The organism is Caproiciproducens faecalis, assembly GCF_019448085.1.
GTDB lineage: Bacteria > Bacillota > Clostridia > Oscillospirales > Acutalibacteraceae > Caproiciproducens > Caproiciproducens faecalis.
Genome location: NZ_JAGFNZ010000004.1, coordinates 142,550 through 168,750 on the forward strand (window position 1 = coordinate 142,550; position 26,201 = coordinate 168,750).

Here is a 26,201-nt window from a genome sequence, read left to right on the forward strand (position 1 = left end):
ACTTATGATGAGATCATTGTTTTCCGGGGTGGCCGGATTAAAAGCATACCAGACCGGTATGGACGTCATCGGTAATAATATTGCAAACGTTAACACATACGGTTTCAAATCCTCCAGTACGATTTACCGCGATGTTTACTATCAGACAATTGCTGGATCGTCTGCTTCGAGTACGACAAACAGCGCAGGAGGAGGAAATCCTACTCAAATCGGTTATGGATCTACCGCCGCCTCAGTGAATGTGAACACCGCCCGTTCCGGTATGGCGACAACAGGAAACCCCAGTGACTGTTATATCAATGGCGAGGGCTATTTTGTTGTACAAGACGGCACGGATTTTCTCTATACCCGCGTGGGACAATTGAGTTTCGACGGAGACGGAAATTTGGTTGACGGCAACAAAAAGATCGTCTGTGGCTGGAATAAAGGCGTTACACCACCGACTGATGGTGTGAAAACTGCTGATTTAAAAGCAATTAAAGTTGCTGATTATGGTGATTATAAAAATATTACGATTGGCAGCGATGGGAAAATTACCGGCGAAAAAAATGGGACTGTAGAAACGTTGGGCACCGTTGCCTTAGCTAGCATTCCAAATCCAGCCGGCCTTACGCAGGAGGGCGGTTCCTATTATAAAGCCGTCAGCAACGTTGCAAACACTACCTATCCGATTAAGTATTATGCTGCGGGCAGCGGGACTACTGGCGGATTGGTCACCGGCGCGCTGGAATCCTCCAATGTGGACCTGGCCAACGAATTTTCACAGATGATTGTTACGGAAAGAGGCTTTCAGGCAAACTCAAAAATCATTACGGTAAGTGACGAAATGCTCGAAGACTTAGTTAATCTGAAACGATAAATTTACATTCTGCCGTTCATGAAGCCGTAAACAGGCTTCATGAACGGTCAGTTAGTTCAAAAAGGGGATTTACAAATGATAAATCTTACCAACTTAAATGGCGTATCTTTTGCTTTAAACCCAAATTTGATTGAAACCATTGAAAATATTCCGGAAACAAAGATCACTTTAACTACCGGGAAATATTTTTTGGTCTCTGAGTACAGAGAGGATGTCATCAGTAAGATCATTCAATACAATCGTTCAATCTATCAAAATGCAATTAAGCTAACGGATTAGCTTAACATATAGATTCTTTTCTCCGTAATTTTATCGCAAGGAAGTGTTTATGTGGATTTTACAAGTATTGTAGGGTTAATAGCCGGTCTGGGGCTGGTTATTTTCGGTATTGTTTTTGATCCCTCTTCAGGTGTTGTTTGGGCTACTATCAAAAATTTTATCGATGTTCCCAGTATGGCGATTACTTTCGGCGGTGCAATTTCCGCCACTGTTATTGCATTTCCGATAACCTATTTCAAAGACATCCCAAAACATATGAAAATCATTGTTCAGAGAAATAAGTATAATCCACAAAAGTATATTGATACCATTGTGGATTTTGCTCAGGAAGCCAGAAGAAAGGGTTTGCTTTCTCTGGAAGACAAAGCAAACCAGGAACAGGATCCGTTTCTTAGAAACAGTATCATGCTGATTGTAGATGCGATTGATCCTGCGAAAGTAAGAGAGATTTTGGACGATGAGCTGAACGGGTTGGAAGACCGCCATTCACACGGCTGGCTGTTCTATGAAAAATTCTCGACTTTTGGCCCTGCGTTCGGTATGATCGGTACCCTGATTGGCTTAATCAATATGTTGGCGAATCTGGACATGAATGCCGAGGGCGGAGCAACCAGAATGGCGCAAGGGATGGCGACGGCTTTGATTACCACATTTTATGGTTCTATGCTGTCTAACCTGGTATTGACTCCTCTTGCTCACAAGCTGCATATGCGCCATGATGAAGAAATGGTGTGCAAGGAAATCGTCGTAGAAGGGGTTATGGCAATTCAGGCGGGAGATAATCCAAAGCATATTGAAGAGCGACTGAATGCATATGTATGTGAGAACAAGAGAATTGAGTCCGGAGGAAAAGGTCAGGGCGCTGCTCAGGATGCTTCCGAAGAAAAAAAATCCAAGAGAAAGAAAAAGTGATTTTTTGTTTTCAGATCGCGGCCCGGTATCTGAAGAATAAAAAACCAGCAGGGGTGAGAAAATGGCAAGAAAAAAATCCGATCCAGGCGGAGGCGGTCCAAACTGGCTGGATACATACGCAGATATGGTCACATTGCTTTTAACTTTCTTTGTATTACTGTTTGCCATGTCTACCGTAGATGCAACAAAATGGCAGACACTCGTTAAAGCTTTTTCAACGAACAAGCAGGCTACCGCAAACATTGAACAGGCGGTACAAACAAATCCGTCCAATCCAAACAGCGGCGATATGTTTGATGCTGGAACCAGTCCTAACAGCACATCTCCGAGTGAGACAGACAGTACGGCTGATTCAAACACGAGCACTACAGTTACTGACTTTGACAGTCTGTATAAATACTTAAATAATTATGTTCAGGAAAAGGGTCTTCAGGATTCCGTTCAGGTACATAAAGGTGACAATTACACTTTTCTGACATTTCAAAACAGTATCTTCTTTAATGGGGACAGTTCTGATTTGCGTGACGATGGGAAAAAAATTCTGAACTTTGTCTGTGATGGAATCAAATATATTCCGGATCAGATCGGCGAAATTCGTTTTTACGGGCATACGGCTCGTGCGGGCAACTCAACAACGGCTTCCGCGCAGGCTTTTGACCGTGCTTTGTCGTCGGACAGAGCGAAAAATGTTTTGCTTTATGTTCAGTTAAAAAATATAATCGACCCCGCAAAAATGGTTTCAGAGGGTTACGGAGAGTATCGGCCGATTGTGCCGCATGACGGTACAGAGGCAAATAGAGCAAAAAACCGAAGGGTAGAAATCTATATTTCCAAATCGGGTAAGACAAGCTCGGTTTTGGATCAGGTTTATAAGGATATTGAATCGTCAAACAGCAAGAGCGCTGTGAGCAGCAAATGATTGGATTATATCAGTATTAATTTTTCCGTATATCATGATTTGCGGGGAATGGGAGGTTTTATGGCAGAAGTATTGTCACAGAAGCAGATTGACGAACTATTGGGCAATTTGCAGAGCGGTCAAGTTGATTTTAATCAAATGGAAGAACAGTCAACGGCTCCCAAGGTAAAGGAATACGACTTCATGTCCCCAAAGAAATTTACCAGGGAACAGTTGAAGCTTCTGGATAACGTATACGATAATTTTTCCAGGATGTTCAGTCTTCAGCTTGGAGGAATGCTCCGGTCGGCTTGTCAGATGGAAATTTTGCAGGTCGAAGAGGAAGAGTACCGGGAATTCAACAATGCTTTGGGTGATTCCATATTGGTTGCTATCTTTGGAATGCACAATGCTGAAAATAAAATAGACGATAAACCGATCTTAATCGAATTATCCCGCACCATATCCTTTTCGATTATGGACCGTATGCTGGGCGGAAACGGTTCGGGCTACGATATTGAAAGAGATTATACGGATATTGAACTATCCCTGCTGGAATATCTGTTTAAACAGGTTACTCCTCTTTTAAATAACGCCTGGAGCAATTACATTGAGATGAGCCACACCTTGGACATGATTGAGACTAATTCCAGATTAATCCAGATGATTCAGCCGGATGAGGCGGTTGCGATTATCGCAATCGAGATCACAATTGAAAACCTGAAGGGAAATATGAATATATGTTTGCCTGCTTCCTCGCTGGAGGAAGTATTTCGTTTTTTCAATTCCAAGTATGTTAAGCTCCCTAAAAAAGATGATCCGTTGGTGGAGGAGCAGCGTAAGAATTCCATTATGCATGGGCTGAAAAGTTCTTCGCTGACAGTGGGCGCGGTATTAGGCAAAACAGAAATCAGCCTGAGAGAATTGCTGAATCTGCAGGCAGGTGATATTATTCCTCTCAACACTCAGGTAAATAAAGATTCCATTGTCCTTGAAGTGGAGAATTTGCCCTGGTTTACTGGCGTTATAGGAACCAAAAAGAAAAAATACGCAGTGAAAATAGACAAATCTCTTCAATAAATGATGAAAGGTGATTTCTATGGAGCCGAACAATGAAGAACTTTTTTCTCCTATGGATATTGATGCCATAGGGGAAATCCTGAATATCAGTTTAGGTTCGTCCGCAACTTCTGTTTCCGACATGCTGGAACAGAGGGTCAATATAACAACACCGCATGTTGAGATACAGCCTTCCAGTGCGATCCATTTTGAGTCTATGGAGCCCGCTGTTGCGGTGGAGATCAATTATGTAAGCGGGCTGAGCGGCAAAAATATTCTGATTCTGAAAGAATCGGATGTGAAGGTCATTGTGGGTTTACTTCTTCACACCGATTACTCCGACCAGGAATTTGTCATGGACGAAATGAGCATTGGTGCAATCTGTGAAGTAATGAACCTGATGATGGGTGCATCCGCTACGGCGCTTTCTCAGTTTCTCAATATGGCCATCAACATTTCCCCGCCGAATTCCTTCCAGATTGACAATTCCGAACAGTTTAAGAGTAAGTACTTCAACAGCGACGAAAAGGTCGTTTCAGTTAAATTTAATTTGATGATCGGCGATCTGGTTAACAGTGAATTCATCAGTCTGATGACGGTGAGTTTGGCAAAAGAGCTGATCTCATCCTTTAGCTTTAATACGCCGGCACCTGAAATAAAGCCGGCACAGCCTGTTCAGCAGCCGTCTGCACCGGTTCAGAAGCCAGAGCCCCCCAGAGCCCCCCAGCCTGTGGCAAAAAGGCCGGAACCGGCGCAGACAGCGCCAGAACAGGTGATTCGGCAGGAGCCACAGCAGAATTACAATGTCGGCAGAATTTCCTACCAAAGTTTTGATGATACGGATCCTGTCCTTACCAACGACCAAAACAGCAACCTGAACATGATTATGTCCGTCCCTCTTCAAATTACTGTTGAAATCGGGCGCGTCAAGAAACCCATTAAAGATATCCTCGATTTTTCTGCGGGAACGATTGTAGAGCTTGACAAGCAGGCCGGCTCTCAGGTGGATATCTTTGTAAACGGCAAGCCGATTGCCAAGGGGGATGTTGTCGTTGTAGACGATTTTTATGGTGTCAGAATAACAGAAGTTTTAAGCAATAACGAAATCATGAAACTCATTTAAAATTAAGAAAATATACGATAAAACAAAACGCCGTACGGTGTATTTTAGGAGGAACATTAATGAGTAAGAAAATTATGTTAGTGGACGATGCAGCTTTTATGAGAATGATGATTAAGAACACCCTGCAGCAGAACGGCTATACAGAGATTGTGGAAGCCGAGAACGGAGAAAAAGCACTCGCCGTGTATGCTGCTGAAAAGCCGGATCTGATTCTTATGGATATCACAATGCCTGTTATGGACGGTCTGGAAGCCTTAAAGAACCTGAAGGACATTGACAGCAGCGTCAAAGTGGTTATGTGCTCTGCCATGGGGCAGGAAGCAATGGTGGTCGAAGCTTTAAAGCTGGGCGCAAAAGACTTTATTGTAAAGCCCTTCAAACCTGACCGCATTATGAAGACCGTAAACGGTATTTTAGGGTAATCCCGGGAACGGCTGATTAAAGGGGGAACCGCGTTGAAATTTGCTTTCGGCACTTTACCGCTGCTTAGTTTTTTCTCAGACATTCTGCCGCTTTTCTTTTCACTGATTGCGATTGTGTTTGTGCTCTATCTTTGTTATGTATTCAGCAAATTTATGGCAAATCGGGTCAACAACGCTTCACGGTCGGGAAATATCAAAATTGTGGAACGGGTGGCCTTGACTCAGGACAAGGGACTTGTCATCATTGAGGTCTGTAAGCGGTACTATCTGGTAGGGTTTGCAAGCAACAATATTGAGATACTGAAAGAACTGGATGAAGCGGATTTGAACATCTCCGGCTCTCTGCAAAAGGATACTTTTTTTGATGTTCTGAATTCAACGCTGAAAAGCAGATGGGATGTGAAAATGAGTGATGCAATTTTCAGAAGAGCCGACAAAACTGGAGATGCCGAAGATAAAAGAGAAGAAAAAAAGTAAAGTCGGGAAAAAGGCTCTAATTGTGATTACAATCTCTCTGGCACTGATTTTTCTGCTTCCCATCGGGGCTTCCGCCGCTTCCGTCAATGTTGATGTGAACGGCAAAGGGGTGGACACTCTTGAAATCATCGAGATGTTTACCATCCTTGCGCTGGCGCCTTCCATCCTGATTATGACGACCTGCTTTACCAGAATTATTATTGTGCTGTCTTTTCTGCGCAATGCACTGGGATTGCAGCAAACTCCGCCCAATCAGGTGCTGATCGGTATCGCGCTGTTTCTGTCGCTGTTTATTATGAATCCCGTTTTAAATGAAGTGAATACGCAGGCGTATCAGCCTTATAAAGAAAAAAAGATTACGCAGGAGCAGTTTCTTCATCAGGCCGCCGTGCCAATGAAAAAATTTATGCTCAAGCAAACTAAAAAAGATGATTTAAACCTGTTTATCAACCTCTCAAAAGCAAAGGGGGTCAAGTCCGTAGACGAGCTGTCCATTACGGTGGTCATTCCGGCGTTTATGACCAGTGAACTGAAACGGGCGTTCACCATCGGCTTCCTGATTTTTATTCCCTTTTTAATTATCGATATGATTGTAGCCAGTACGCTGATGTCAATGGGCATGATTATGCTTCCTCCGGCAATGATTTCACTGCCATTTAAGCTGTTGCTGTTTGTACTTGTGGACGGATGGGGACTCCTGTTCAAGACGCTGGCGGCCAGTTTCAATATGTAGCTTGCCTAAATAAAACTTTGGAGGATGCAGGCATGTCAACATCGCAAGTCACGGAAGTTTTACAGGCCGCAATGGTAGCCGCACTCAAACTGTCGGCGCCCATTCTGATTGTCAGTGTTGCGCTGGGATTGGTGGTTTCCATTTTTCAGGCAGCTACGCAGATCCACGAGCAGACCCTTACCTTTGTTCCAAAGCTGGTGGCCATCGCCTTGATTCTGGTGATCCTGGGGCCGTGGATGATGGAAACCATGAATGATTTTACAGTTTACATATTCAGCATGATAACAAAGTTAAACTAAGCAGCCTCTTTTTCCAGAACGGCGGAAAGGTGTGGTCATAAACGGAAAATGGAATTGAATTATGATTTTACTCTTCTGCTGTTTGTTTTCATGCGTATGTCCGGCTGTATTCTGTTTAACCCCATTTTGGGCCGAAAAAATCTTCCGGTGATCCTGAAAGTCGGATTGACCCTGATGCTTTCGATTTTTTCGTACCATCTGGTACCGGAGCAGACTTTAGAGGTGAGTTCCTTTCTGGTTCTGTCTTTCAGTTTGCTCAAAGAATTGCTGATCGGTTATGCGGTAGGATATGTCATCCAGCTGTTTCTGTCAATCATGCTGATTAGCGGCGAAAATATGGACATGCAAATTGGTATTTCCATGTCGAAGATCTATGACCCTCAGAGCAATGTGTCCATGCCGCTTTCCGCATCGTTTATCAATACCATGTTTATACTCATTTTTTTCGCGGTCAACGGCCATTTGACCCTGATACAGATTTTCGTAAAGCTGTGCGTAATGGTGCCCTACGGTTCCCTCACTTTTGAACCGGCAATGTTTCGGGAACTGGCTGGCATGTTTTCCCTCATTTTGGTTTACGCGGTGAAAATGTCGATGCCCGTCCTTGCGGCGGAGCTGATTGCCGAAATCGGAGTGGGTCTGGTGATGCGGGCCGTCCCTCAGATCGATGTGTTTGTCATTAATATCCAGCTGAAAGTAATTCTCGGTTTCGTGATTATCATTTTGATGGCGCCGCCACTGGCATCCTTTCTTGAAAAACTGATTTTGCTGATGTTTGATAATATTAATCAGGTGTTTCAGACATTATTATAGCTTCCGGTTTCCTTCGAATCTGTTTTTAGGGGGGATGATATGGCGGACAGCAGCAAAACCGAAAAAGCGACCCCGAAAAAAAGGGAAGACGAACGAAAAAAGGGAAATATTTTTCAGAGCAGCGACGTTATCAGCGCATTGTCAATCTTGTCTCTTTTTATGGTGTTGAAGACGGTGCTTCCTTTTATGTATCATTACCTTTCCAATTACCTTTCCAAATACATAGCCTATACGAAGACAGTTCCGGTACTATCGTCCGAATTTGCAATGGATGTTGCAAAAGATACGATGATTGCTCTTTTTCTGCTGGCGGGTCCAATAATGCTTACCTCCATAGCGGTCGGAGTGATTGCCACCGGGGCACAGACCAGATTTAAAGTATCCAAAGAAAACCTGAAAATGAAATTTTCCAGGCTGAGCCCTCTTCGGGGAATCAAACGGATGTTTTCCATCCGCTCCATCACCGAACTGGTCAAGGCCATGCTCAAGATTTCCATTGTCTTTTATATCCTGTACGCATCCTTTATGAAGATTGCAAAGTACTTTACGCAGCTGATGTATGAGGATATTTTCAGTGCCGTACTGTTTATTTTGAATTCCATTATGGACATCGTCATTCAGCTTTCCATTGCTTTCATTTTTATTGCCGCGCTTGACTATCTGTATCAGTGGTGGGAATACGAACGGAATATTAAAATGTCCAAGCAGGAAATTAAGGAAGAGTACAAGCAGATGGAAGGCGATCCCCAGATCAAGGGACAGATCAAAGAGCGGCAGCGCAAAATGTCCATGCAGCGAATGATGCAGCAGGTGCCGACAGCGGATGTCATTGTCAGAAACCCGACCCATTTTGCCGTTGCGCTTAAATATGATATCGAAAAAAACAGCGCCCCGATTGTAGTTGCCAAAGGGCAGGATTACGTTGCGCTGAAAATCATAGAGATTGCAGAACAAAACCATATCCCGATGACGGAAAACGTACAGCTTGCAAGAGCTTTGTATAAAGCAGTCGACGTCAACCGGGAAATACCGGAGGAATATTATGTGATTCTAGCTGAGATTATGGCATGGGTATATTCGATGAAAAAGGAGATTAGGTGATATTGAGAATCCTGAATAATATCGTAGCAATTTTTGTCATCCTCATAGTCGGATTTATCATCATTCCATTGCCTCCTTTTTTACTGGATATGATGTTTATCATAAACATAACTATCTCCGTTATGATTTTGCTGATGACCATGTATGTGAAAGATGCCCTTCAGTTTTCCATCTTTCCGTCCATGCTGCTGATTACCACACTGTTCCGCCTGGCGCTGAATATTTCTTCGACCAGGCTGATTTTAACCCAGTCCGGAAAAGCCGGGCAGGTGATTGAAACCTTCGGCAGTTTCGTATTAAGAGGAAATGTCATTGTCGGTTTCATTATTTTCCTCATCATTGTCATTGTTAACTTTCTGGTTATTACCAAAGGCGCAGAGCGTGTTTCCGAGGTTTCCGCAAGGTTCAAACTGGACGCAATGCCGGGCAAGCAAATGGCCATTGACGCGGATTTGAGTGGCGGGCTGATTGATGAGTCCACAGCGCGGCAGCGCCGGCAGGATATTCAGCGCGAGGCGGAATTTTATGGAGCCATGGATGGTGCCACTAAGTTTGTTAAGGGCGACGCGATTGCCTCCATCATTATCACGTTTATCAATTTTATTGCCGGTACCGTGATCGGTATGGTTCAGGGCGGCAGCACTTTTCAGGATGTTCTAAACATTTATTCCATTGCAACCGTCGGTGACGGCCTTGTATCACAGCTTCCCGCGCTGCTGATTTCCACCGCAACCGGTATGATTGTCACCCGCGCCGCGTCCGATTCCAGCCTGAGCATGGATGTATCCCGCCAGTTCTTTTCCCACCCTATCGTTATGATTATCAGCGGCTTTACACTGGTGAGCCTTTGCTTCATTCCCGGTATGCCTATTCCGCAGATTCTGATCGTTGCGGCCGGGATGCTGTTTGCCGGGTTCAATCTCCGCAAGAAAAACGAGCTTGCTGCAGCAGTTGCTGTGAAAACCGAAGCGGCTCACGCAGCAGCGGGGCAGCCGGATGAAACAGATTACTTCAAAAATATTGACAATATCTACGACCTGCTGAAAATCGATGTGATTGAAATGGAATTCGGTTACAGCCTGATTCCGCTGGTCGATGAGAACAGCGGCAGCAGCTTTATTGAGCGGCTGGTCACCTTTCGCAAACAATTCGCCATGGAAATGGGAATCGTCATTCCGGCCGTACGCTTAAGGGACAACGGCATGCTGAACCCCAATCAGTACGTCATTAAGATCAAAGGTGAGGAAGTCAGCTGCGGCGAAATTCTGGTGGATTATTACCTTGCTCTGGACCCGGGTAACCTTACCGGAACCATTGACGGAATTGAAACCATTGAACCGGCCTATGGGATTCCGAGCAAATGGATTACGAAAGATAAAAAAGAGATGGCCGAAATTTACGGCTATACCGTCATTGACCCACTTTCCGTCGTGGTAACGCACCTTTCCGAAACCGTTAAGAAATACGCGCACGAGCTGTTCTCCAGACAGGATCTGAACCAGCTTCTGGAAACCATCAAGAAAACCGGTTCCACCCTTGTGGACGACGTTATTCCAAACCAAATCTCTTTTGGCGGCCTTCAAAAGGTTTTGTGTAACCTGCTGAAGGAGGGCGTTCCCATCAGGGACATGGAAACCATTCTTGAAACGATTTCGGACAATGCTTCGACCGTCCGTGACCTTGAGGTTTTGACCGAATATGTGCGGCAGGCGCTGAAGCGTACAATAACCCGCAAATGGTCAGACGGCGGCCAGATCCGTGTGATTACGCTGGACAGCGAGGTCGAAAGGCTGATTATCAATTCTATCAGCAAGAACGATCAGGGTACTTATCTTTCGCTTGACCCTCAGTCCACACAGAAAATTGTATCCAAGCTGATGGATTGTATCACGAAGGTCAAGGACGCAATCAATATCCCGATTGTGCTTACGTCCCCGTTGGTCAGAATTTATTTCAGTAAAATGCTGGAGCAGTTTTATCCCAACGCGGTGGTTCTTTCGTTTAACGAACTGAATTCCAATGTTCAGATTCAGGCTGTTGCCAATGTGACGCTGGAATAAGAGTTTTCAGTAAATTTCAAGCTTGAAAGGAGGGGCGGCTGCAGTGAAAAATACAGAACCTGAGCAAATCGGCGCGGTGGAATTATGGACAAAATACCATCAGACCAAAAACTTGGAAGTACGAAACAGGCTTGTTGTTCAGTACAGCTACATCGTAAAGTGCATAGCGTTGAAAACAGTCGGTCGCTACCAGTATTTCAACTATATGGATGATATTGTCAATGAAGGGCTGATCGCTCTTCTGGATGCGGTAGAGAAGTTTGATGTAGGGAAAAAGGTAAAGTTTGAAACTTACGCTTCCATTAAAGTACGCGGCGCCATGATTGATTACATACGCAAACAGGATTGTTTTCCCAGAAGGCTCAAACGCATAGCAAAAAATATCAGCGAGGCGGAAAATACGCTTAGTCACCGACTGGGACGTAATCCAACAGATCAGGAAATTGCGGATTATCTGCAAATCGGCCTTCCGGAGTATGAAAAAATGCAGACGGAAACCTGTGTGCTCAACATGATGTCCTTTGAAGAAATGATTTATGAAAAGGGCGTGGAAAATATTCAGATCAGTCAGGCGGGGGACTCCATTCATGGGCCGGAGCAGGTCGTGGCGGAAAAGGAGTTACAGGCCGTACTGGCAAAGGATATAGAATTGCTGAATGAAAAAGAGCAGGTAGTCATTTCTCTGTATTATAAGGAGCAGCTGAAAATTAAGGAAATTTCCAGCGTGATGGGAATCAGCGATTCCAGAGTGTCTCAGATTCACTCAAGCGCTTTGAGAAAGCTGAAAAAATCTCTTGCGGAATACCTGAATCAATAGAATGTAGGGGGAAAGCACCATGGTCAGAGGATTTTACGCATTAGGGTCCGGGATGCTGACACAGAGCAGAATCCTGACCGGCGTCAGTAACAATTTAGCCAACATTGAAACACCGGGATATAAGAGAAAAGAAATCACCGCCTCCACATTCGGCAGTATGGTGATTAACCGGGTTGATTCGCAGAAAACACCCATCGGCACTATGAGCCTGATTACGACGGCGGACAAAACAAATGTCATTCATTCCGAGGGTACCCTTAAAAATACGGAGCGCCCTCTGGATTTCGCCATTCAGGGGGAAGGTTTCTTCGCGGTGCAGGGGGCTAACGGCACCGTCTATACCCGTAACGGCAGCTTTAATGTTGACGCTGAAGGATACCTGGTACTGGATAATGTTGGGCGCGTACTGGGCCAGAACGGCCCTATTCAGGTCGGTACCGATCAGTTTACAGCAGATGCGCAGGGCAACCTGACTGTGAACGGGAACATTGCGGGAAAAATCGCGGTTTATAATTTTAACGATTACAATAACCTGCAGATTGCCCCTAACGGTATGTTTACTGGAAATAACGCGGCATTGGTCCAGAATCCGAATATCATGTGGAAAACGATAGAAGGCTCCAATGTGAACGCTGCCGAGGAAATGACGGACGCACTTTCCGCTCAGCGCAACCTGCAGAACTGTTCACAGGCAATCAAGATGTACGATCAGGTTTTATCAGATGCCGTTACCAATATCGCCAAAATATAATTTGCCATAGAAAGGGTTGATGAACGATGATTAGTTCTTTTTATACTTCGGCAACAGGTGCCATTAACCTGCAGTCCGGCTTTGACGTTACGGCAAACAATATTGCCAATGTGTCTACGGTGGGCTACAAGCCTTCCAGCGCCTCCTTTGCGGATTTGATTTATACCAATATTCACGCGGCGGCGGGCGAGAACAGCCAGCTGAAAAGCGGGCACGGCACCAAGGTGGAAAAGACGGACACCTTATTTACGCAGGGCAGCCCGAAGCAGACAGGGCGTAACCTTGACTATGCTTTGGTAAATCCCAATAATTATTTTGCGGTACGGTCCAACGGTGAAGTGAAATATACGCGCAACGGCAGTTTTCACCTTTCGGTGGAGGACGACGGGAGCTATCTGGCTTCTTCGGACGGCGGCTATGTGTTGGACGCTCAGGGAAACCGGATTGCCATGGAGAGCGAAGAGGATACTCCGGCTATCGGTGTCTTCTCCGTTAAGAATGAAGACGGACTGGTTCGAACGGGGAACACCTGCTTTCAGTTGAGCGACCTTTCCGGTCCGGCTACGGCGGTAACCGATCCGGAAATCAAAAAAAGCTATTTGGAGGACTCTGCGGTAGATGTTGCCGATCAGATGACCTCTGTGATTGAGCTGCAGAGAGCGTTTCAGTTTAATTCCAAAATGGTACAGGTTTCAGATGAAATTATGCAGACGGTGAATTCTTTGAGGTAGGTTGCCTACACAAAATCTGGGGGGAGGATCATTCAATGAGTACAGTGACTGATTATAACGGAATGAAAGTTAATTCGGGGAGTACGAACGAAGCAGGTCAATTAGTGGAGAACCAGGTTCCAGAGGAACAGCCGCCCCAGTTCGATGTTAGAGTATCCACAGATAATATGGCGGCATATTTGCGGATCAAGCCGGCATATTCCGGCCAGAAAATCACCTATGACGACGTCAGCGCTGCTTTGACACAGCAGGGAATTACATACGGCATCTGTGAAGAACAAATAAGTCTTTTCTGCCGTGAAGGAAAATTTTATTCGGAAATGATCTGTGCAAAGGGAATACGCCCTGTTGACGGCACAGACGGTTTTTTAGAGTATTTTTTTGACAGGAACGTAGAATTTAAGCCAAAAGAAAGAGACGACGGTACTGTTGATTTTCGTGATCTTGGCATTGTAAAAAACGTTAAAAAAGACGATGTGCTTTGTAAAATTACGCCGCCGCAGGATGGGACGGACGGGACGGATGTTTTTGGTAACGTGGTACCCTTTATGGCTGGACGTTTCCCAACGATGCCGACGGGAAGCAATACCGTAGTTTCAGAGGACGGCCTTGTATTGACTGCCGGGGTGGACGGCTGTATAGAGCACACGAAATCGACGGTCAGTGTAAGCGAAGTTTTCTACGTCCGCGGTGATGTGGACAGCGCGTCCGGAAATATCAACGCGATTGGCTCTGTTGTCGTTCAGGGGGACGTCAGAGAAGGTTTTTCCGTTAAGGCGGGAAAAGATATTTCCATTCGCGGAATGGCTGAGGGAGCTCTGATTGAAGCCGAGGGGAATATTTCCATTTCAAACGGGATGAATGGAATGGGAAAAGGAACGTTAAAAGCGGGCGGCAACATTATAGGCAAATATTTTGAAAATGTCATTCTGATTTCTGAGAATGATATTTACGCCGATATTCTTATGAACTGCACGGCAACCGCAGGGGGTTCCATTGTTTTAAAAGGGCGCAAAGCTTCACTGATTGGCGGCAGTTATCAGGCCGGGCAGAGAATCGTGGTAAAAAATATCGGTGCTCCGTCTTACACAACCACATCGGTTTCGCTGCAGTCCAAACAGCTCAGCGACGTACTCACGGTCGGCAAAGATGAAAACAGCGTTGAAAAACTGGAGCAGAAACGAATTCAGGCGCAGAATGAGCTGGAAGCTTTTCAGAAGAAGTTTACGGAAATCACCGCACAGGCAAATCTGATTGGACACAGTGATTCCGGAAGAGAGAATTTAATGATGAAGGCTGCGCTTATGAAGAAAATTCAGCTGAATGAAGCGGTAAAAGCCATAGAAGCAAACATTCAGAAAACAAAGGAAACGCAAAGCCAGCTTTTCGATTATAAAATTGTGGGGTCCAGTATTATTTATACCGGAACCAAAATTGTTATCGGCCCATTTACCATGAATATTAACAACGACTACAGCAATACAAAATTCCACGCAGGTCCGGATGGAATCGTTTCCGCGCCGGTTCTTCCTTCCGACCTGCCCTGATTTGTTACAGATTTCCTTGTAAGCTTCCAAATATAACCGCATACTGGATGCTTATTTTGAATACAGCCGAAGTGCGGCGGTAGGGAGTTTATGATGTCTATTCAAAGACTGGAACAACTGAATGAAATGCATATTGATGTTTTAAAGGAAATCGGCAATATCGGAGCCGGAAATGCTGCCACGTCCCTGTCAAAGATGCTGGACACGGAAGTAAATATGACGACGCCGGTTGTAAAAATTTTAGATATTACCGATGCCGCTAATCTGCTTGGCGGCCCGGAAAATGTTGTTATCGGCATTCTGTCAAAGCTCGGCGGAGACATCGAAGGAATCATGATGTTCATTATTGAGCAGGAATTTGCCAAATCCGTGCTCACGTCTCTGCTGGGCGTTCAAGAGGTCAGCTGCGACCGGCTAACCGATATGGAGCTTTCAGCTATTTCGGAGATCGGAAATATCATGATAGCAGCCTATACGGGTTCCATTGGTACGCTTTCGGGGATGAACCTGAAAACGACGGTGCCTGCCATTACGGTGGATATGGTCGGTGCCATCCTAAGCGTTCCCGCGATTGAAATGGGCTCCGTATCCGATAAGATTATTTTTATTGAAGATGATTTTTTAAGCGGAAAAGACGACGTTACCGCCAATATGCTGCTGGTGCCTTCAATTGAGTCCCTGAACAGATTAATGGAGAAATTGGGTATTCAACTATGAGTGAAACGTTTACCATTGGGATATCGGATATGAAGGTTGTCAAAAGTACGGACTCGCTTGTGACTTATGCGTTAGGTTCCTGTGTAGGAATCTGTTTATATGATCCGGTAATGAAAATAGGGGGGTTGGGACATATCATGCTGCCAATCTACCCGGTCAACAATCCAAAGGAAAATCTTATGCGCTTCGCAGATACCTGCATCCCTGAGATGCTTTCGCAAATGGAAAAACTGGGCTGCAACCGCCGGCGGATCACAGCCAAAATTGCGGGCGGAGCAAAGATGTTCGAAGTAGCGGATGATTCCAGTTTCGGCAATATCGGTCAACGCAATGTTGCAGAAGTGAAAAATACGCTGAACAGGCTGCAGATTAGACTCTGTGCGGAAGATACCGGATTGAATTACGGCCGGACGGTTTATTTCTATACAGAAGATGGCAGAATGGTGGTAAAATCATTTTCGAATGGAATCAAAACTTACTAGAGTGCGGAAAAACAAATGCATTCTTTCAAATTTTTGAAAGAATGCATTTGTTTTTATACGAAAGTTATTTAATATTTTGAAACATGCCGTCGTGATCTTCCGTTCGGCGTTCCTGATTGATTTTTTCCCGAAGATCGTCACATTGCTTCCGGATTTTCGCGCGTGCGGAGTGATCCAGTACGGATGCTTTCTGTAAAATGGCCCTGCATTCTTTGGAAAGCATCAGAATACGCTGCTCTTCTTTATTTTTGCAGTCATCATCTTCCAGTTTTCTTTGCAGAAGCTGAGTTATGCGTTCCTGCTGTTCCGCGGGCAGCTCTTTGGTTAGACGGTCAATCAGGTCGTTGCACTTGTTGACGCGTGCAATGAAAATGCCGCGCTGCTCCAAAAAGTCGTCCAGCTGTATATCGTCCTGCATGCAGCGTATTTCAATTTGTTTGGTCAAATCCCATATCTGAGTAAGTAAAATCACTTTTTGATCCAGGCAGGCAAGGATGGTTTCAATAGACATATGTCCTCCGCGTGGGCTGGGTGCTGAACCCGGCCTTCTATTTGCTCATATGGCTCAGTTTTTCCGCTTCTTCCCAAGTGTCGCGCATCTGTTCCACCACAGGAACCAGTTCATCCAGAACGGCGGCGTCACGCTTGACTTCCGCCTTGATGATCTCCTGATTAAAGAAGTAGTATAACTGATACAAATCATGGGTGATTTCGTAATTCCAGTCCAATACGGAGGAAAGATAGCTGAATATCTTTTTGCATTTATCCGTGCATTTTTCCGCCGTTGCGTAGTTTTTATCTTTAAGCATCAGCGAACCATAGTGCAGATTCTTTAACGCTTCATTCAGCAGGGTGACCAGCTGTTCGCCTCTGGACATGGTGTTGATGGACTGTTCTTTATACTGCATAATCGGATTGGTTGGCATGATTTTTCATCCTCCTGCGGGTTAGATTTCTGTGATCTGTCAGCTCGAAGTGTTGGTTTGGAACAGGGCGGCTTGAGAATTCATGTTGCTGAGGTACTGTTCCATGCGGGTGAATTTAGCATAATACTGTTCCTGCTGTGTTGCAAGAAGTGTTTTCAGTTCCTTGATTTTTGTATTGTAATCGGTTACCGCCTGTGTCAGTGTGCTGTTATCTACCTTTGTGCTGTTTTCAAGACCGGCCTTTGCGATTAAAATACCGTCTCCGCCGGTTGTTTTGATATTTTTATTAATAACGTCCTGCATCCGGTACGCAATTCCGTCTTCACTTGTAAACAGCGCAGCAACTTTATCGGGATCGTTGTTCAGGGCGGCTTTCAGTTTGTCTTCATCAATGGTCAGCTGCCCGTTTGCGGAGTAATCATTGGCCTTTGTCGCAATACCAATCTCATAAAGAGCCGTTTTCATGGATGCGACCTGATCCGTCATGGAAGCGCGCAAATCCAGACTCAGGTTGTTGAGAATGGAGTCTCCCTGTAACAACCCTTTTTTTGCTTTTGTTTCCCAGTTTGTAATTTCACTCTCGCTCATTTCCTCTCTTTGAGCGTCTGTTAAGGGATCGTAGGTTTCATCGGTGTCTTTGCGCTCACTGACCTTATCGTTGGCCAATTTAATAATCGCATTGTAATCGTCGACAAAGCCCTTGATTTTGGTGTACAGGTCATCCGTTTTGTTATTTACTGAGAACTTGATCGGGGTACTGCTTGAGACCGTGGTGTCCGTCTTGGACAGAAGTTCGAAGTCAACGCCGTCCAGAGTGAATTTGTTTTCTGTTCTGGTAATTTCAATGGCGTTTGCCGCATTGCCGTCAAAGCTGATGGTCATTTTTGCATCCTGCGGCTTTTGAAGACTATACGCACTGGCGTTTTCAATATAGTTCCCATTTCCGTCTTTTTGCGGAACGGTTCCAAAAAGCACAGTGGCAAGGTTGCCGCCGTCGACATTTGCAATGTCCACACGGCTGCCGCTGCCGCCGTTCTTGGCGGTCACGCTGAACGTGTTGTTAATATTGGAATAAGAAATGGTTACGTTGGCCTGTGAGTCGTTATTGATTGTTTTGAGAATTGTATCAATCGTATCTGTGTTTTTGAAAGTAAAAGTTTTGTCGTTAATCGTAATCCCATAGGTTCCGTCAGAAGACGCTGCCAGCGGAGTTGTACTGTTCAGGTTTTCCTGTACGTCTTCAAGAGATTTGTTGGTATTGATACGGTTTGTTTCACCGGCGTAGATACCCAATGCACCGTTTTTGCCTAAAACCCCGGAGGCGTCGCTGGATTCAATTGCAATTACGGAGGTAGGAACGGGTGTACTAAAGGAAAGCTGGCCGTTTTCAAATTTCACTTGGAATTTGTCCTGACCGGTGATGTCATTCCCGTTAACGTCTTTTCCGGAAGTAACTTTACCGTAAGATGCCGTTAATGCCTTTTGAATATAGGTAGCTAAATCGGCAGGAGTAGAATAATCCGCTTTTTCGCTTTCCTTAAAGGTGATATATTTGTCGACGCCGTCCAGACTGACGGTCAGAGTAGAGCCGGAAAGAGAATCTCCCAGATAGCTGCTGACCAGCTTTTCGCGGCTGTAGGTACCGGAGGTGGTAATGGAACCGTCCCCCTGTTTCAGGCCAAGCCCCTGCAGCAGATTCTGGCTTCCTCCGGTGATGCTTAAGCCATCCGTGGTACCGTCCGCTTTGGTAAAGGATACGGCGCCGTCGGTGCCGACTGTCACTTTCAGCTTGTCCTTTAAATCGCTATTGGAACGGATTGCTTCCTCCAATACCGTCTGTACGCTTTTTGTACCAAGCGTAATATCAGAAGAAATAGCCGTATCAGCCGGAATGCTGAGCGTATAAGCGTTGCCATCAATGGTAACGTCCAAAGTGGAACCGGATGTCAGCGTATTTTTAAAGAAGCTGTCGGTGTTGGTGTCGCCGCCGTTTATTACGGTACTACCGGAAGTATCTTTCGCTAAACCGAGACCTTTGAGAAGACTGTCACTGCCGCTTGTAATTTTAATATCTGCTGTTGCAGAACCCGTTTTTGTCAAAGTGACTTTTCCATCGCTGGTTACGTCAAATATCACATTGCCTGCAAGTCCGTCCGTCTTAGTAATTTTGGAGTTTAAAGCATCTGTAACACTGGTGACAAGTCTTTTATTCAACTCCTCCGGACTTTCGTCAGGGTCTGTACTTTCCGGAAAAGTGAAATCGCCGGCAAGGTCAATTTCATAATCTTTGCCATCATAATTGACGGTAATATTGTTTCCGGCCACATTGCTCGGGCTCCAGACTTCTTGAACGGCGCCGGAAATAATATCGTTGGATACTCTGTACTTTGAAGAAAAACCGGCTTGCTGCGCGAGTTGAGAAATACCGGTGACGACCATATTTTTAGCGGCACTTGCACTTCCGCTTACATTCAGAAAAGAGGAGGAATTGTTGATAGACGTTGAGTTAAAGAAACTCGCATTCAAAATACTGGAGCTGCTTGTAGCCGATGAAAAATATTTTGACTGAAATTCCTGCAGGGCTTTGGTAGCTTCACGGTATGACTGCTGTCTCCAAAGGGCAATTTGCTTTAACTGTCCCTGTTTGTCAATTTTACTTTGTGTGCCTGAGGTCAGCTGCTTAACAAGCGTGTCCGTATCCAGACCGGAAACCAGACCGCTCAGGCGTTTCGATGAAGATGAAGTTGCATTTAATGAAGATGCAAGACTGGATGATGTTGTGCTAATCATAATTTACCTCCTGACAGAAAATGCTTTCTTAGTCAACGTCTTTGTCTTATATATCGTATTAAAAGCATAAAAAATTAGCAAAAGAACAAAAAATATCTTTAATGATCTGATTCCTTTTGACGATATATATTGTAATATGGTATTATAAGGACAATAATGCAAATTGATATGAATTTGCAGATGCAAAGGGGATGATATGTAATATGACTTTTGTTCCGATTGACAAACTAAAAGCAGGAATGGTCTTGGACAGAGATATTTATCTGTTTAACAGCATCACTTCGAAAATTATTATGTTGCGGTGCGGACAGATTTTAACACAGGCATATATTGAGAAGCTGCATGAGTTTGATATCCTAGGCGCATATATTCATACGAATCAGGAAAAAGAAAAAACAATCTCGGCTACACAAACGCATTTTCGGCAGCCGGTGAAGCGGGAACTGCGGCAGGAAGCTCTTACCAGTATTCATCAGGTATATAATATGTTCAATCAGGTGGCTCAGAAAATCAATGTCAGCAGCATCAATCAGACAATGAACATTTCCAAAAAGCTGGTCAATTCACTGAGATGCAACATAGAAGCAAAAATCAGTATTGCCAACCTGAAAATGTATGACGATTATACATATAACCATTCTCTTGGCGTTTCCATCCTCTCCATTGCCATTGGATTGGAGTTAGGATTGAAGACGCAGGACTTGTATGATTTGGGGCTCTGTGCCCTGCTGCACGATATTGGTAAAATGGCGGTCCCCATCTCCATTATTGCCAAACCAGCCAAGCTGACTTTAGAGGAATTCAGTATTGTCAAACAGCATCCCGTTAAGGGAGCGGAATTCTTTTTAAAGCACAATCTGGCTAATAATGCCATTTGCGGCGGTGTGCTGACACACCATGAAAAGTACGATGGAACCGGTTACCCCAACGGACTTTCCGGTGACGATATTCCTTTATTCGGAAGGATTATTTCCGTGGCCGACGTATACGATGCATTAACTTCAATCAGGCCATACAGAAAACCATCCACCCCGGCGGAAGCGATTGAATATATTATGGGGTCCAGCGGTATTTCGTTTGATATTGCCATTGTCCGGGCGTTCCTGAACAAAGTAGCCCCTTATCCGATCGGGTCATGTGTCAGGCTGAGCAACGGTGAGCTTGCCATTATTGTCAAACAGAACGACTATAATCCGTCCAGACCGGTGATCCGTCTTTTCAATCAGCCGGACGTACTGTTGGATCTGTGCATGCAGCGTGACGTACAGAATATTGTAATTGAAAATATCTGCGATGTTAAGACGGTGGAAAATCATTAATATTGAATAGAAAAGTAAGGGAGGGCATAAGACTTAGGTCTTATGCCCTCCCTGGTCATTAGCAATTTTAACGCTTAATATTTGGACGCGGAGAAGTCCTGCCCGACAGCAATACCCATGACCGGTTCTTCGTCGTCTGTTTCCGGAACTTCGCTGTCTGTATCGCTTTTAACGTGGAACTGATGAACCAGTTTTTTCAGATTCTTTGCGTGGCTGGACATTTCCTCACTTGCAGCCGCGCTCTGTTCCGCGGTAGCTGAATTGGTCTGAACAACGGCGGAAATCTGATCGACACCCAGAGTAACCTGGCTGATTGCGGTTGCCTGTGCGTTGGAAGCTTCTGAAATGCTGGTAATCAGATTGGTTGATTTCAGCGTTGCCTGAATAACATCATTCAGAGTTGCGGCGGTAGCATCCGTAATCTTTTTGCCTTTTTCCACGGCCAGCAGAGAATTTTCAATCAAAGCCGTGGTGTCTTTGGCAGCGTCCGCACTTTTGCTGGCCAGATTTCTGACTTCGTCGGCAACAACCGCGAAGCCTTTTCCGGCAGCACCCGCGCGTGCCGCTTCTACGGCGGCGTTTAAGGCTAGAATGTTGGTCTGGCGTGCAATATCGTCAATCGTTTTAATGATGTTGCTGATTTTGGTGGAGGACTCGCTGATTTCGCTCATTGCCTGCAGCATCCGGTTCATTTCATCGGAAACGCCCTGAATCTTATTTTCCGCTTCGGCAGAGGCCCGGTTCGCTTCGGCCGCGTTGGCGGCGTTCTGATTTACCTGCTCAGAAATCTCAGTGATAGAGGCCGAAAGCTCCTGGATGGAGCTGGCCTGCTCGGTAGCGCCCTGTGCCAAAGCCTGTGCCGCGCTGGCAACCTGTACGGAACCGCCGGTAACCTGATCGGCAGAACGGTCAATCTGAACCATATAGGTGTTCAGTTTGGAGGAAATGTTCTCAAGCGCCGTTCTAATTTCCGCAAAATCGCCCTGAAAATCATGGGAGATCTGGGTGTCGAAATTGCCGTCTGCCATTTCGTCCAAAACGCCCGTAATTTCACTGATGTATTGCTTCAGTTCCGAGATGGTATCGGAAAAGGCCTTTGCAAGCTTTCCGATTTCATTTTTGGATTCATACTGAATATCTACATTCAGATTGCCCTGAGCCATCTGCTCCGCAACCTGCGTTATTTCCAAAAGCGGGCGGCGAATCCTGGCTGAAGTGAGTTTCCCGACAAGGATTGATGTGAAAACGGCCACCAAAAGCAATACGATTGCCACGGGGAAAAGAGTGGTGGATTTTAAGTACAGATAAACCGCGGCTCCGCTGCAGACAACGGAAAGCACGGTTACCGCAATGAACGAAAACATCAGTTTCTTAGAAATTTTTATGTTGTCCAATTGCATTTTTTAATGGTTCTCCTTTATTGATTTTTATGCTTTAGCAGCATTGCTTACAATTTCAATTTCCTCTTCATTCAGGATCTTGCTGGTGTCCAGGAGCATGACAACCTTATTTTCCACCTTGCCGATCCCGGTCAGATACGCAGTGGCACGGTCCTTGGACATCCTTGGGGCGGGTGAAATATTCTCATCGTTGATGTTTGTGACTTCATCAACGGAATCCACGATGAAACCAATATGGTTATCTTCAATTTTTGTTACGATGATGCAGGTGTGCTCGTCGTATTCCACTTCTTCTTTTTTAAATCTCAGGCGGACATCAATCACGGGGATGATGTCACCGCGAAGATTAATCACTCCCTTGGCATAGCTGGGGGAATCGGGAATCGGGGTGATTTCCTGTTTGCCGATGATCTGAACGACGTCTGAAATCGGAACGCCGAACAGCTGATGATCCGTCCAGAAAGTCAGATACTTTCCCTTCATTTCGTTAGTGTCAATTTCTTCGTCCGTTAATACCAGATTTTTTTCATTCTCCATTTTTATCACCCTATTATCAAAATATAGTAAAATTCTGCTACTGCCCGCTTTTTTCCTCACGAGAGTTTTTAATTTGTTCCCTCTGTTTTTCGAAAATAAATTTACTCAGCAGATCAAACTGACGGGTTGAATTGTCAAGAAAGGAACAGCCATACCCGTTATAAAAATCATCGACCGTATTTACTCGCTGTACCTGACAGCAAAATGGGATATCCATATCATATAGATTCAGCATAATGATAAAGGACTGACCGAGATCCAGATATTCTGTTGTTCTGATAAACAAACCGTTCAAGCTCAGATCCGTTACAGTAATGTCAAACGAGCGCTGCTCTTCTTCCTCAGACACAGAATCCTCCTGAAGCAGAGACGCCTGTGTGTGGATAGAGACCTTCAGACGGAAAAAGCTTCTTTTTTCAAATTCAGCCAGAGCCTGCAAATCTGTAATCTGCATCATTTCCGGGGTGGAAAGAAAAACTTTCCCGATCAGCACTTTAAAGCCTGAGGTTTCGTTGTAAATATTGAGTTTCACCTGCATATTGCAGTGTAAAATCGGTAGGATGTCAAAGTTGTTGTGAATTTTTACAGATGCCTGAAGAACCTCACTGATGGCACCGGTTGTGAGCAGTTCGTTTGTCAGGGTTTTCACTTCGCAGGGCGACTGCAGATAATGTTCAGAAAGCGGATACATGGGAAGTACCTCCAAACAAAAGATATTGGGCAAAATTACTTAACGGGGAGTTGGACTTCTTCTCCCTCGGAAAGGATTTTTGCAATATCCAGAAGCATTACCGCATTCTCGTTCAGTGTGGCAATTCCTTTAACATAATGATTTGTTGTGTCTCTGGCAAATCTGGGAGTGTCACTGATTTGATTTTTAGAAACATTGGTAACGTCATTTACGCTGTCAACGATAAATCCGATGCTTAAGTCACCGGTTTCCGCCACAATAATGCTGGTGTGGTCGTCATATTCCTTCGGGTCTTTGTTAAATTTCAGCCTTATATCCAACAACGGAACTATTTTCCCTCTCAAATTAATCACGCCAATGACATAAGGCGGCAATTTGGGAATAAAAGTAATGGGCTGCATACGGATGATTTCAACCACCTGGCTGCTCGGGATTGCGAACAGCTGCCCTTCAATAAAAAAGGTCAGATATTTTTCCGTTGTATCGTTTTCACTGGCCGATGTGCTGTTTTTTAATGCTGTTTGTTCTGCCATACTATTTCACCATTTCTACCGCTGCCGTTTCGGTAAGATAGTTTTGTGCTGCCAATTCCGGCATTATTTTGTCAGCACAGAATAATCAAGTCACATAATAAAACCTATAAATATATATCGGCTTAATTTTAAAATAATTAGTATCACGGACAAGAAAATATATGTTTTTCTCAGCTTTTCTGTGCTGGGGATACGGGAGCGTTCTGCACGGCGGAAGCTTCCTTTGGGTTCTTTTCCGCGGCATAGTTTAAAAAATATACATAAATGTCTACAATTGCCTGATAAAGCTCCGGCGGAACTTCGGTTCCCGCTTCCAGCTGTGACAGCAGGGACGCGAGGGAATCGTCATGGTAAACCGGCACCCCGGTTTCCTGAGCAATGTCTATGATTTTTTCCGCCACATAACCGGAGCCGGAAGCGACGACAACCGGCGCGCTGTGGGCGGAGTCCTGCGAATACCGTAAGGCTGCGGCTTGGTTTGGCCGGTCATACTGAGACATCGATAACATTCTTCCTTTCGTAGATTCTGCTTAAAATCTGTTTTGTTATGCCCGGACTGTTTTCCGGTAAAAATTCAAGATTCTGTATGTTCAGGCCGTTTCTGGAAAATATTTCGGAAATGCAGCTGCCGATTTCCCGGCTGTTTTTCATCAGGGAAGGGGGACAGCTCATCTGAACATCGGCCCGTCCCTCAGTCAAAACAATGGACGCTTCAAAATTTCCCAGTGCCTTAATATCGAAAGACAGGTACAGGCGGACTGGTTTCGGTCCGCTTACAGCGCTTCTTTTTGCGGAGTGCTTTTCATTTTCCTCGTCTTTTTCTATCCAGATTTCAGAGAACAGGAACTGGCCGTTAAAATTGACCGGAAGCAGCAGATGGGTAAAAGGCATATAGACACTGTTGTCCAGAAGCAGCGACAGAACCGTATCCTTATAAAGTGACTGGGTTACCCCGGAAGATGACTGGTTCAGATTTTCGGAAAGTACCTTCATCATGGAATCGTAAAGCTGGTTTTCGGGTTTTTGGGCGGCGGCCGTGACGGTTTTCAGGAACATCGCCCTGATCTGATCCATCTTGTCATTGGGAAGGTTCAATTCGTATTTGCAGTAGTCGAGAAGCGAAGTCAGTTTGTCCACCACCTCCTGATGCGAGCTGGTGTTCAGGCGGGCAATATTATGAACCAGCAGGGTGATGGTATCCCTTGCCGTGCCAAAATCGTTGGTGGATGCTACATATTTGCTTAACAGAGGAATAATTTTCTCCTTCAGCAGGATGAGGTTGCTGTCCAGATTGATGACAGGCTGGCTGCTCATCAGTTCATCCGCCAGCGCCTGCAGCTGCCTGCCGAAGGAACCGGGAATTTGGTGAATGAGGGTGTTCAGGTTTTTGGCTATTGCCGACGTGGTTTCCGCAGTTGAAAAATATCCGTCATATGCTTTCAAAAAATCAGCCAGAGGCTTTTCCAGATTTTTGTCCGGATATTCATTTATCAGATTCCTCAGAACATCGAAAACGGGGCCGGAAAATTTCGTGTGGTTGCTGCCCTGAAACATGAGATTCTTTAAGATATCCGCCGGCTCCATTTTCATCGCGGCGGAGAACTGCTTCATCAGCATAGAGAGAGGTCTGTTATCGTGAATATTTTCCGAGCGGCTGAAGGTTTCAAATACAATTTTCTGCAGGGTTTGAGAGAGTGCGGGGGTTCCGCCCAGTTGCTCCAGAAATTTGCTGAAAACGGAATTCCGATTCAGAAGCAGATCAAAATTGCTATTCTGGTTTCCCTGCTTGTCGGTGTTCGGCTGAAGCACCTTGGTGGGGTCGATCGGAATCATGGATTCCGGATGTTTTGGTGAAGAAATTTTTGGGATACTTTCGTTTGTTGGAACTGGTGTCGTAATTCTCAGGTTATCGGGCATAAAATCAC

29 protein-coding genes are annotated in these 26,201 nt (G+C 45.1%); 20 read left to right on the forward strand and 9 right to left on the reverse strand.

Going from position 1 to position 26,201, the window contains the following annotated elements:
- Positions 1–4: 4 nt before the first annotated feature.
- From J5W02_RS11105 to J5W02_RS11195, 19 genes are all read left to right on the forward strand, one after another.
- The gene (locus J5W02_RS11105) at positions 5–859 is read left to right on the forward strand and encodes a flagellar hook-basal body complex protein (RefSeq protein ID WP_219965760.1); all 855 of its coding nucleotides are present in this window, start codon (positions 5–7) and stop codon (positions 857–859) included.
- 75 nt (positions 860–934) lie between these two features.
- Positions 935–1,138: a flagellar FlbD family protein gene (locus J5W02_RS11110; RefSeq protein WP_219965761.1), complete on the forward strand. Its 204-nt coding sequence runs from the start codon at positions 935–937 to the stop codon at positions 1,136–1,138.
- Positions 1,139–1,189: 51 nt separating this feature from the next.
- A complete protein-coding gene (locus tag J5W02_RS11115; RefSeq protein WP_330659750.1) occupies positions 1,190–2,050 on the forward strand; it encodes a motility protein A in 861 nt (286 codons plus the stop codon).
- A 61-nt stretch (positions 2,051–2,111) separates the two neighbouring features.
- On the forward strand, positions 2,112–2,969 hold the full coding sequence (locus J5W02_RS11120) for an OmpA/MotB family protein (protein ID WP_219965762.1): 858 nt from the start codon (positions 2,112–2,114) through the stop codon (positions 2,967–2,969).
- Between the two features lie 60 nt (positions 2,970–3,029).
- The gene (fliM, locus tag J5W02_RS11125; protein WP_219965763.1) at positions 3,030–4,028 is read left to right on the forward strand and encodes a flagellar motor switch protein FliM; all 999 of its coding nucleotides are present in this window, start codon (positions 3,030–3,032) and stop codon (positions 4,026–4,028) included.
- A 19-nt stretch (positions 4,029–4,047) separates the two neighbouring features.
- Positions 4,048–5,130 carry a flagellar motor switch phosphatase FliY gene (gene fliY, locus J5W02_RS11130; protein WP_219965764.1) on the forward strand — a complete coding sequence of 361 codons (1,083 nt, stop codon included), beginning with the start codon at positions 4,048–4,050 and terminating at the stop codon, positions 5,128–5,130.
- A gap of 59 nt (positions 5,131–5,189) precedes the next feature.
- Positions 5,190–5,552, forward strand: coding sequence for a response regulator (locus J5W02_RS11135; RefSeq protein ID WP_219965765.1), 363 nt, complete (start codon positions 5,190–5,192; stop codon positions 5,550–5,552).
- A gap of 33 nt (positions 5,553–5,585) precedes the next feature.
- Positions 5,586–6,029: a FliO/MopB family protein gene (locus J5W02_RS11140; RefSeq protein WP_219965766.1), complete on the forward strand. Its 444-nt coding sequence runs from the start codon at positions 5,586–5,588 to the stop codon at positions 6,027–6,029.
- Positions 5,998–6,762 carry a flagellar type III secretion system pore protein FliP gene (fliP, locus tag J5W02_RS11145; RefSeq protein ID WP_219965910.1) on the forward strand — a complete coding sequence of 255 codons (765 nt, stop codon included), beginning with the start codon at positions 5,998–6,000 and terminating at the stop codon, positions 6,760–6,762. The genes J5W02_RS11140 and fliP overlap by 32 nt, the downstream gene beginning before the upstream one ends.
- A gap of 32 nt (positions 6,763–6,794) precedes the next feature.
- Complete coding sequence (gene fliQ, locus J5W02_RS11150; RefSeq protein ID WP_219965767.1) at positions 6,795–7,061, forward strand: flagellar biosynthesis protein FliQ; 267 nt, start codon at positions 6,795–6,797, stop codon at positions 7,059–7,061.
- A gap of 48 nt (positions 7,062–7,109) precedes the next feature.
- Entirely contained in the window at positions 7,110–7,874 is a 765-nt protein-coding gene (locus J5W02_RS11155; protein WP_219965768.1) for a flagellar biosynthetic protein FliR, read from the forward strand.
- A gap of 39 nt (positions 7,875–7,913) precedes the next feature.
- Positions 7,914–8,975, forward strand: a complete 1,062-nt coding sequence (gene flhB / locus J5W02_RS11160) for a flagellar biosynthesis protein FlhB (RefSeq protein ID WP_219965769.1) — start codon at positions 7,914–7,916, stop codon at positions 8,973–8,975.
- A 2-nt stretch (positions 8,976–8,977) separates the two neighbouring features.
- The gene (gene flhA, locus J5W02_RS11165; protein WP_219965770.1) at positions 8,978–11,035 is read left to right on the forward strand and encodes a flagellar biosynthesis protein FlhA; all 2,058 of its coding nucleotides are present in this window, start codon (positions 8,978–8,980) and stop codon (positions 11,033–11,035) included.
- A gap of 43 nt (positions 11,036–11,078) precedes the next feature.
- Complete coding sequence (locus J5W02_RS11170; RefSeq protein WP_219965771.1) at positions 11,079–11,852, forward strand: sigma-70 family RNA polymerase sigma factor; 774 nt, start codon at positions 11,079–11,081, stop codon at positions 11,850–11,852.
- A gap of 19 nt (positions 11,853–11,871) precedes the next feature.
- On the forward strand, positions 11,872–12,603 hold the full coding sequence (locus J5W02_RS11175) for a flagellar hook-basal body protein (RefSeq protein WP_219965772.1): 732 nt from the start codon (positions 11,872–11,874) through the stop codon (positions 12,601–12,603).
- 26 nt (positions 12,604–12,629) lie between these two features.
- Entirely contained in the window at positions 12,630–13,334 is a 705-nt protein-coding gene (locus J5W02_RS11180; protein ID WP_219965773.1) for a flagellar hook-basal body protein, read from the forward strand.
- Positions 13,335–13,369: 35 nt separating this feature from the next.
- Positions 13,370–14,881: a FapA family protein gene (locus tag J5W02_RS11185; RefSeq protein WP_219965774.1), complete on the forward strand. Its 1,512-nt coding sequence runs from the start codon at positions 13,370–13,372 to the stop codon at positions 14,879–14,881.
- Positions 14,882–14,971: 90 nt separating this feature from the next.
- Positions 14,972–15,598 carry a chemotaxis protein CheC gene (locus tag J5W02_RS11190; RefSeq protein ID WP_219965775.1) on the forward strand — a complete coding sequence of 209 codons (627 nt, stop codon included), beginning with the start codon at positions 14,972–14,974 and terminating at the stop codon, positions 15,596–15,598.
- Positions 15,599–15,735: 137 nt separating this feature from the next.
- Positions 15,736–16,080, forward strand: coding sequence for a chemotaxis protein CheD (locus tag J5W02_RS11195; RefSeq protein ID WP_255575706.1), 345 nt, complete (start codon positions 15,736–15,738; stop codon positions 16,078–16,080).
- A 64-nt stretch (positions 16,081–16,144) separates the two neighbouring features.
- Here J5W02_RS11195 and J5W02_RS11200 read toward each other — a convergent pair whose 3' ends face one another.
- Genes J5W02_RS11200 through fliD form a run of 3 tightly spaced genes read right to left on the reverse strand, consistent with a single transcriptional unit; the run spans position 16,145 to position 19,796 of the window.
- Complete coding sequence (locus tag J5W02_RS11200; RefSeq protein WP_219965777.1) at positions 16,145–16,591, reverse strand: hypothetical protein; 447 nt, start codon at positions 16,589–16,591, stop codon at positions 16,145–16,147.
- A 37-nt stretch (positions 16,592–16,628) separates the two neighbouring features.
- Positions 16,629–17,006: a flagellar export chaperone FliS gene (locus J5W02_RS11205; protein WP_219965778.1), complete on the reverse strand. Its 378-nt coding sequence runs from the start codon at positions 17,004–17,006 to the stop codon at positions 16,629–16,631.
- Between the two features lie 39 nt (positions 17,007–17,045).
- On the reverse strand, positions 17,046–19,796 hold the full coding sequence (fliD, locus tag J5W02_RS11210; protein WP_219965779.1) for a flagellar filament capping protein FliD: 2,751 nt from the start codon (positions 19,794–19,796) through the stop codon (positions 17,046–17,048).
- A 203-nt stretch (positions 19,797–19,999) separates the two neighbouring features.
- Between fliD and J5W02_RS11215 the strand changes: the two genes are divergently transcribed.
- Positions 20,000–21,115, forward strand: a complete 1,116-nt coding sequence (locus J5W02_RS11215; protein ID WP_219965780.1) for an HD-GYP domain-containing protein — start codon at positions 20,000–20,002, stop codon at positions 21,113–21,115.
- A 74-nt stretch (positions 21,116–21,189) separates the two neighbouring features.
- Here J5W02_RS11215 and J5W02_RS11220 read toward each other — a convergent pair whose 3' ends face one another.
- The 6 genes from J5W02_RS11220 to J5W02_RS11245 form a co-directional block, all read right to left on the reverse strand.
- The gene (locus J5W02_RS11220; protein WP_219965781.1) at positions 21,190–22,515 is read right to left on the reverse strand and encodes a methyl-accepting chemotaxis protein; all 1,326 of its coding nucleotides are present in this window, start codon (positions 22,513–22,515) and stop codon (positions 21,190–21,192) included.
- A gap of 27 nt (positions 22,516–22,542) precedes the next feature.
- Positions 22,543–23,052, reverse strand: a complete 510-nt coding sequence (locus J5W02_RS11225) for a chemotaxis protein CheW (RefSeq protein WP_219965782.1) — start codon at positions 23,050–23,052, stop codon at positions 22,543–22,545.
- Positions 23,053–23,089: 37 nt separating this feature from the next.
- Complete coding sequence (locus J5W02_RS11230) at positions 23,090–23,743, reverse strand: PilZ domain-containing protein (protein ID WP_219965783.1); 654 nt, start codon at positions 23,741–23,743, stop codon at positions 23,090–23,092.
- Positions 23,744–23,778: 35 nt separating this feature from the next.
- Positions 23,779–24,276, reverse strand: coding sequence for a chemotaxis protein CheW (locus tag J5W02_RS11235; RefSeq protein ID WP_219965784.1), 498 nt, complete (start codon positions 24,274–24,276; stop codon positions 23,779–23,781).
- A 170-nt stretch (positions 24,277–24,446) separates the two neighbouring features.
- On the reverse strand, positions 24,447–24,776 hold the full coding sequence (locus tag J5W02_RS11240; RefSeq protein ID WP_219965785.1) for an EscU/YscU/HrcU family type III secretion system export apparatus switch protein: 330 nt from the start codon (positions 24,774–24,776) through the stop codon (positions 24,447–24,449).
- Positions 24,763–26,193 carry a hypothetical protein gene (locus J5W02_RS11245; protein ID WP_219965786.1) on the reverse strand — a complete coding sequence of 477 codons (1,431 nt, stop codon included), beginning with the start codon at positions 26,191–26,193 and terminating at the stop codon, positions 24,763–24,765. The genes J5W02_RS11240 and J5W02_RS11245 overlap by 14 nt, the downstream gene beginning before the upstream one ends.
- Between the last annotated feature and the right edge of the window lie 8 nt (positions 26,194–26,201).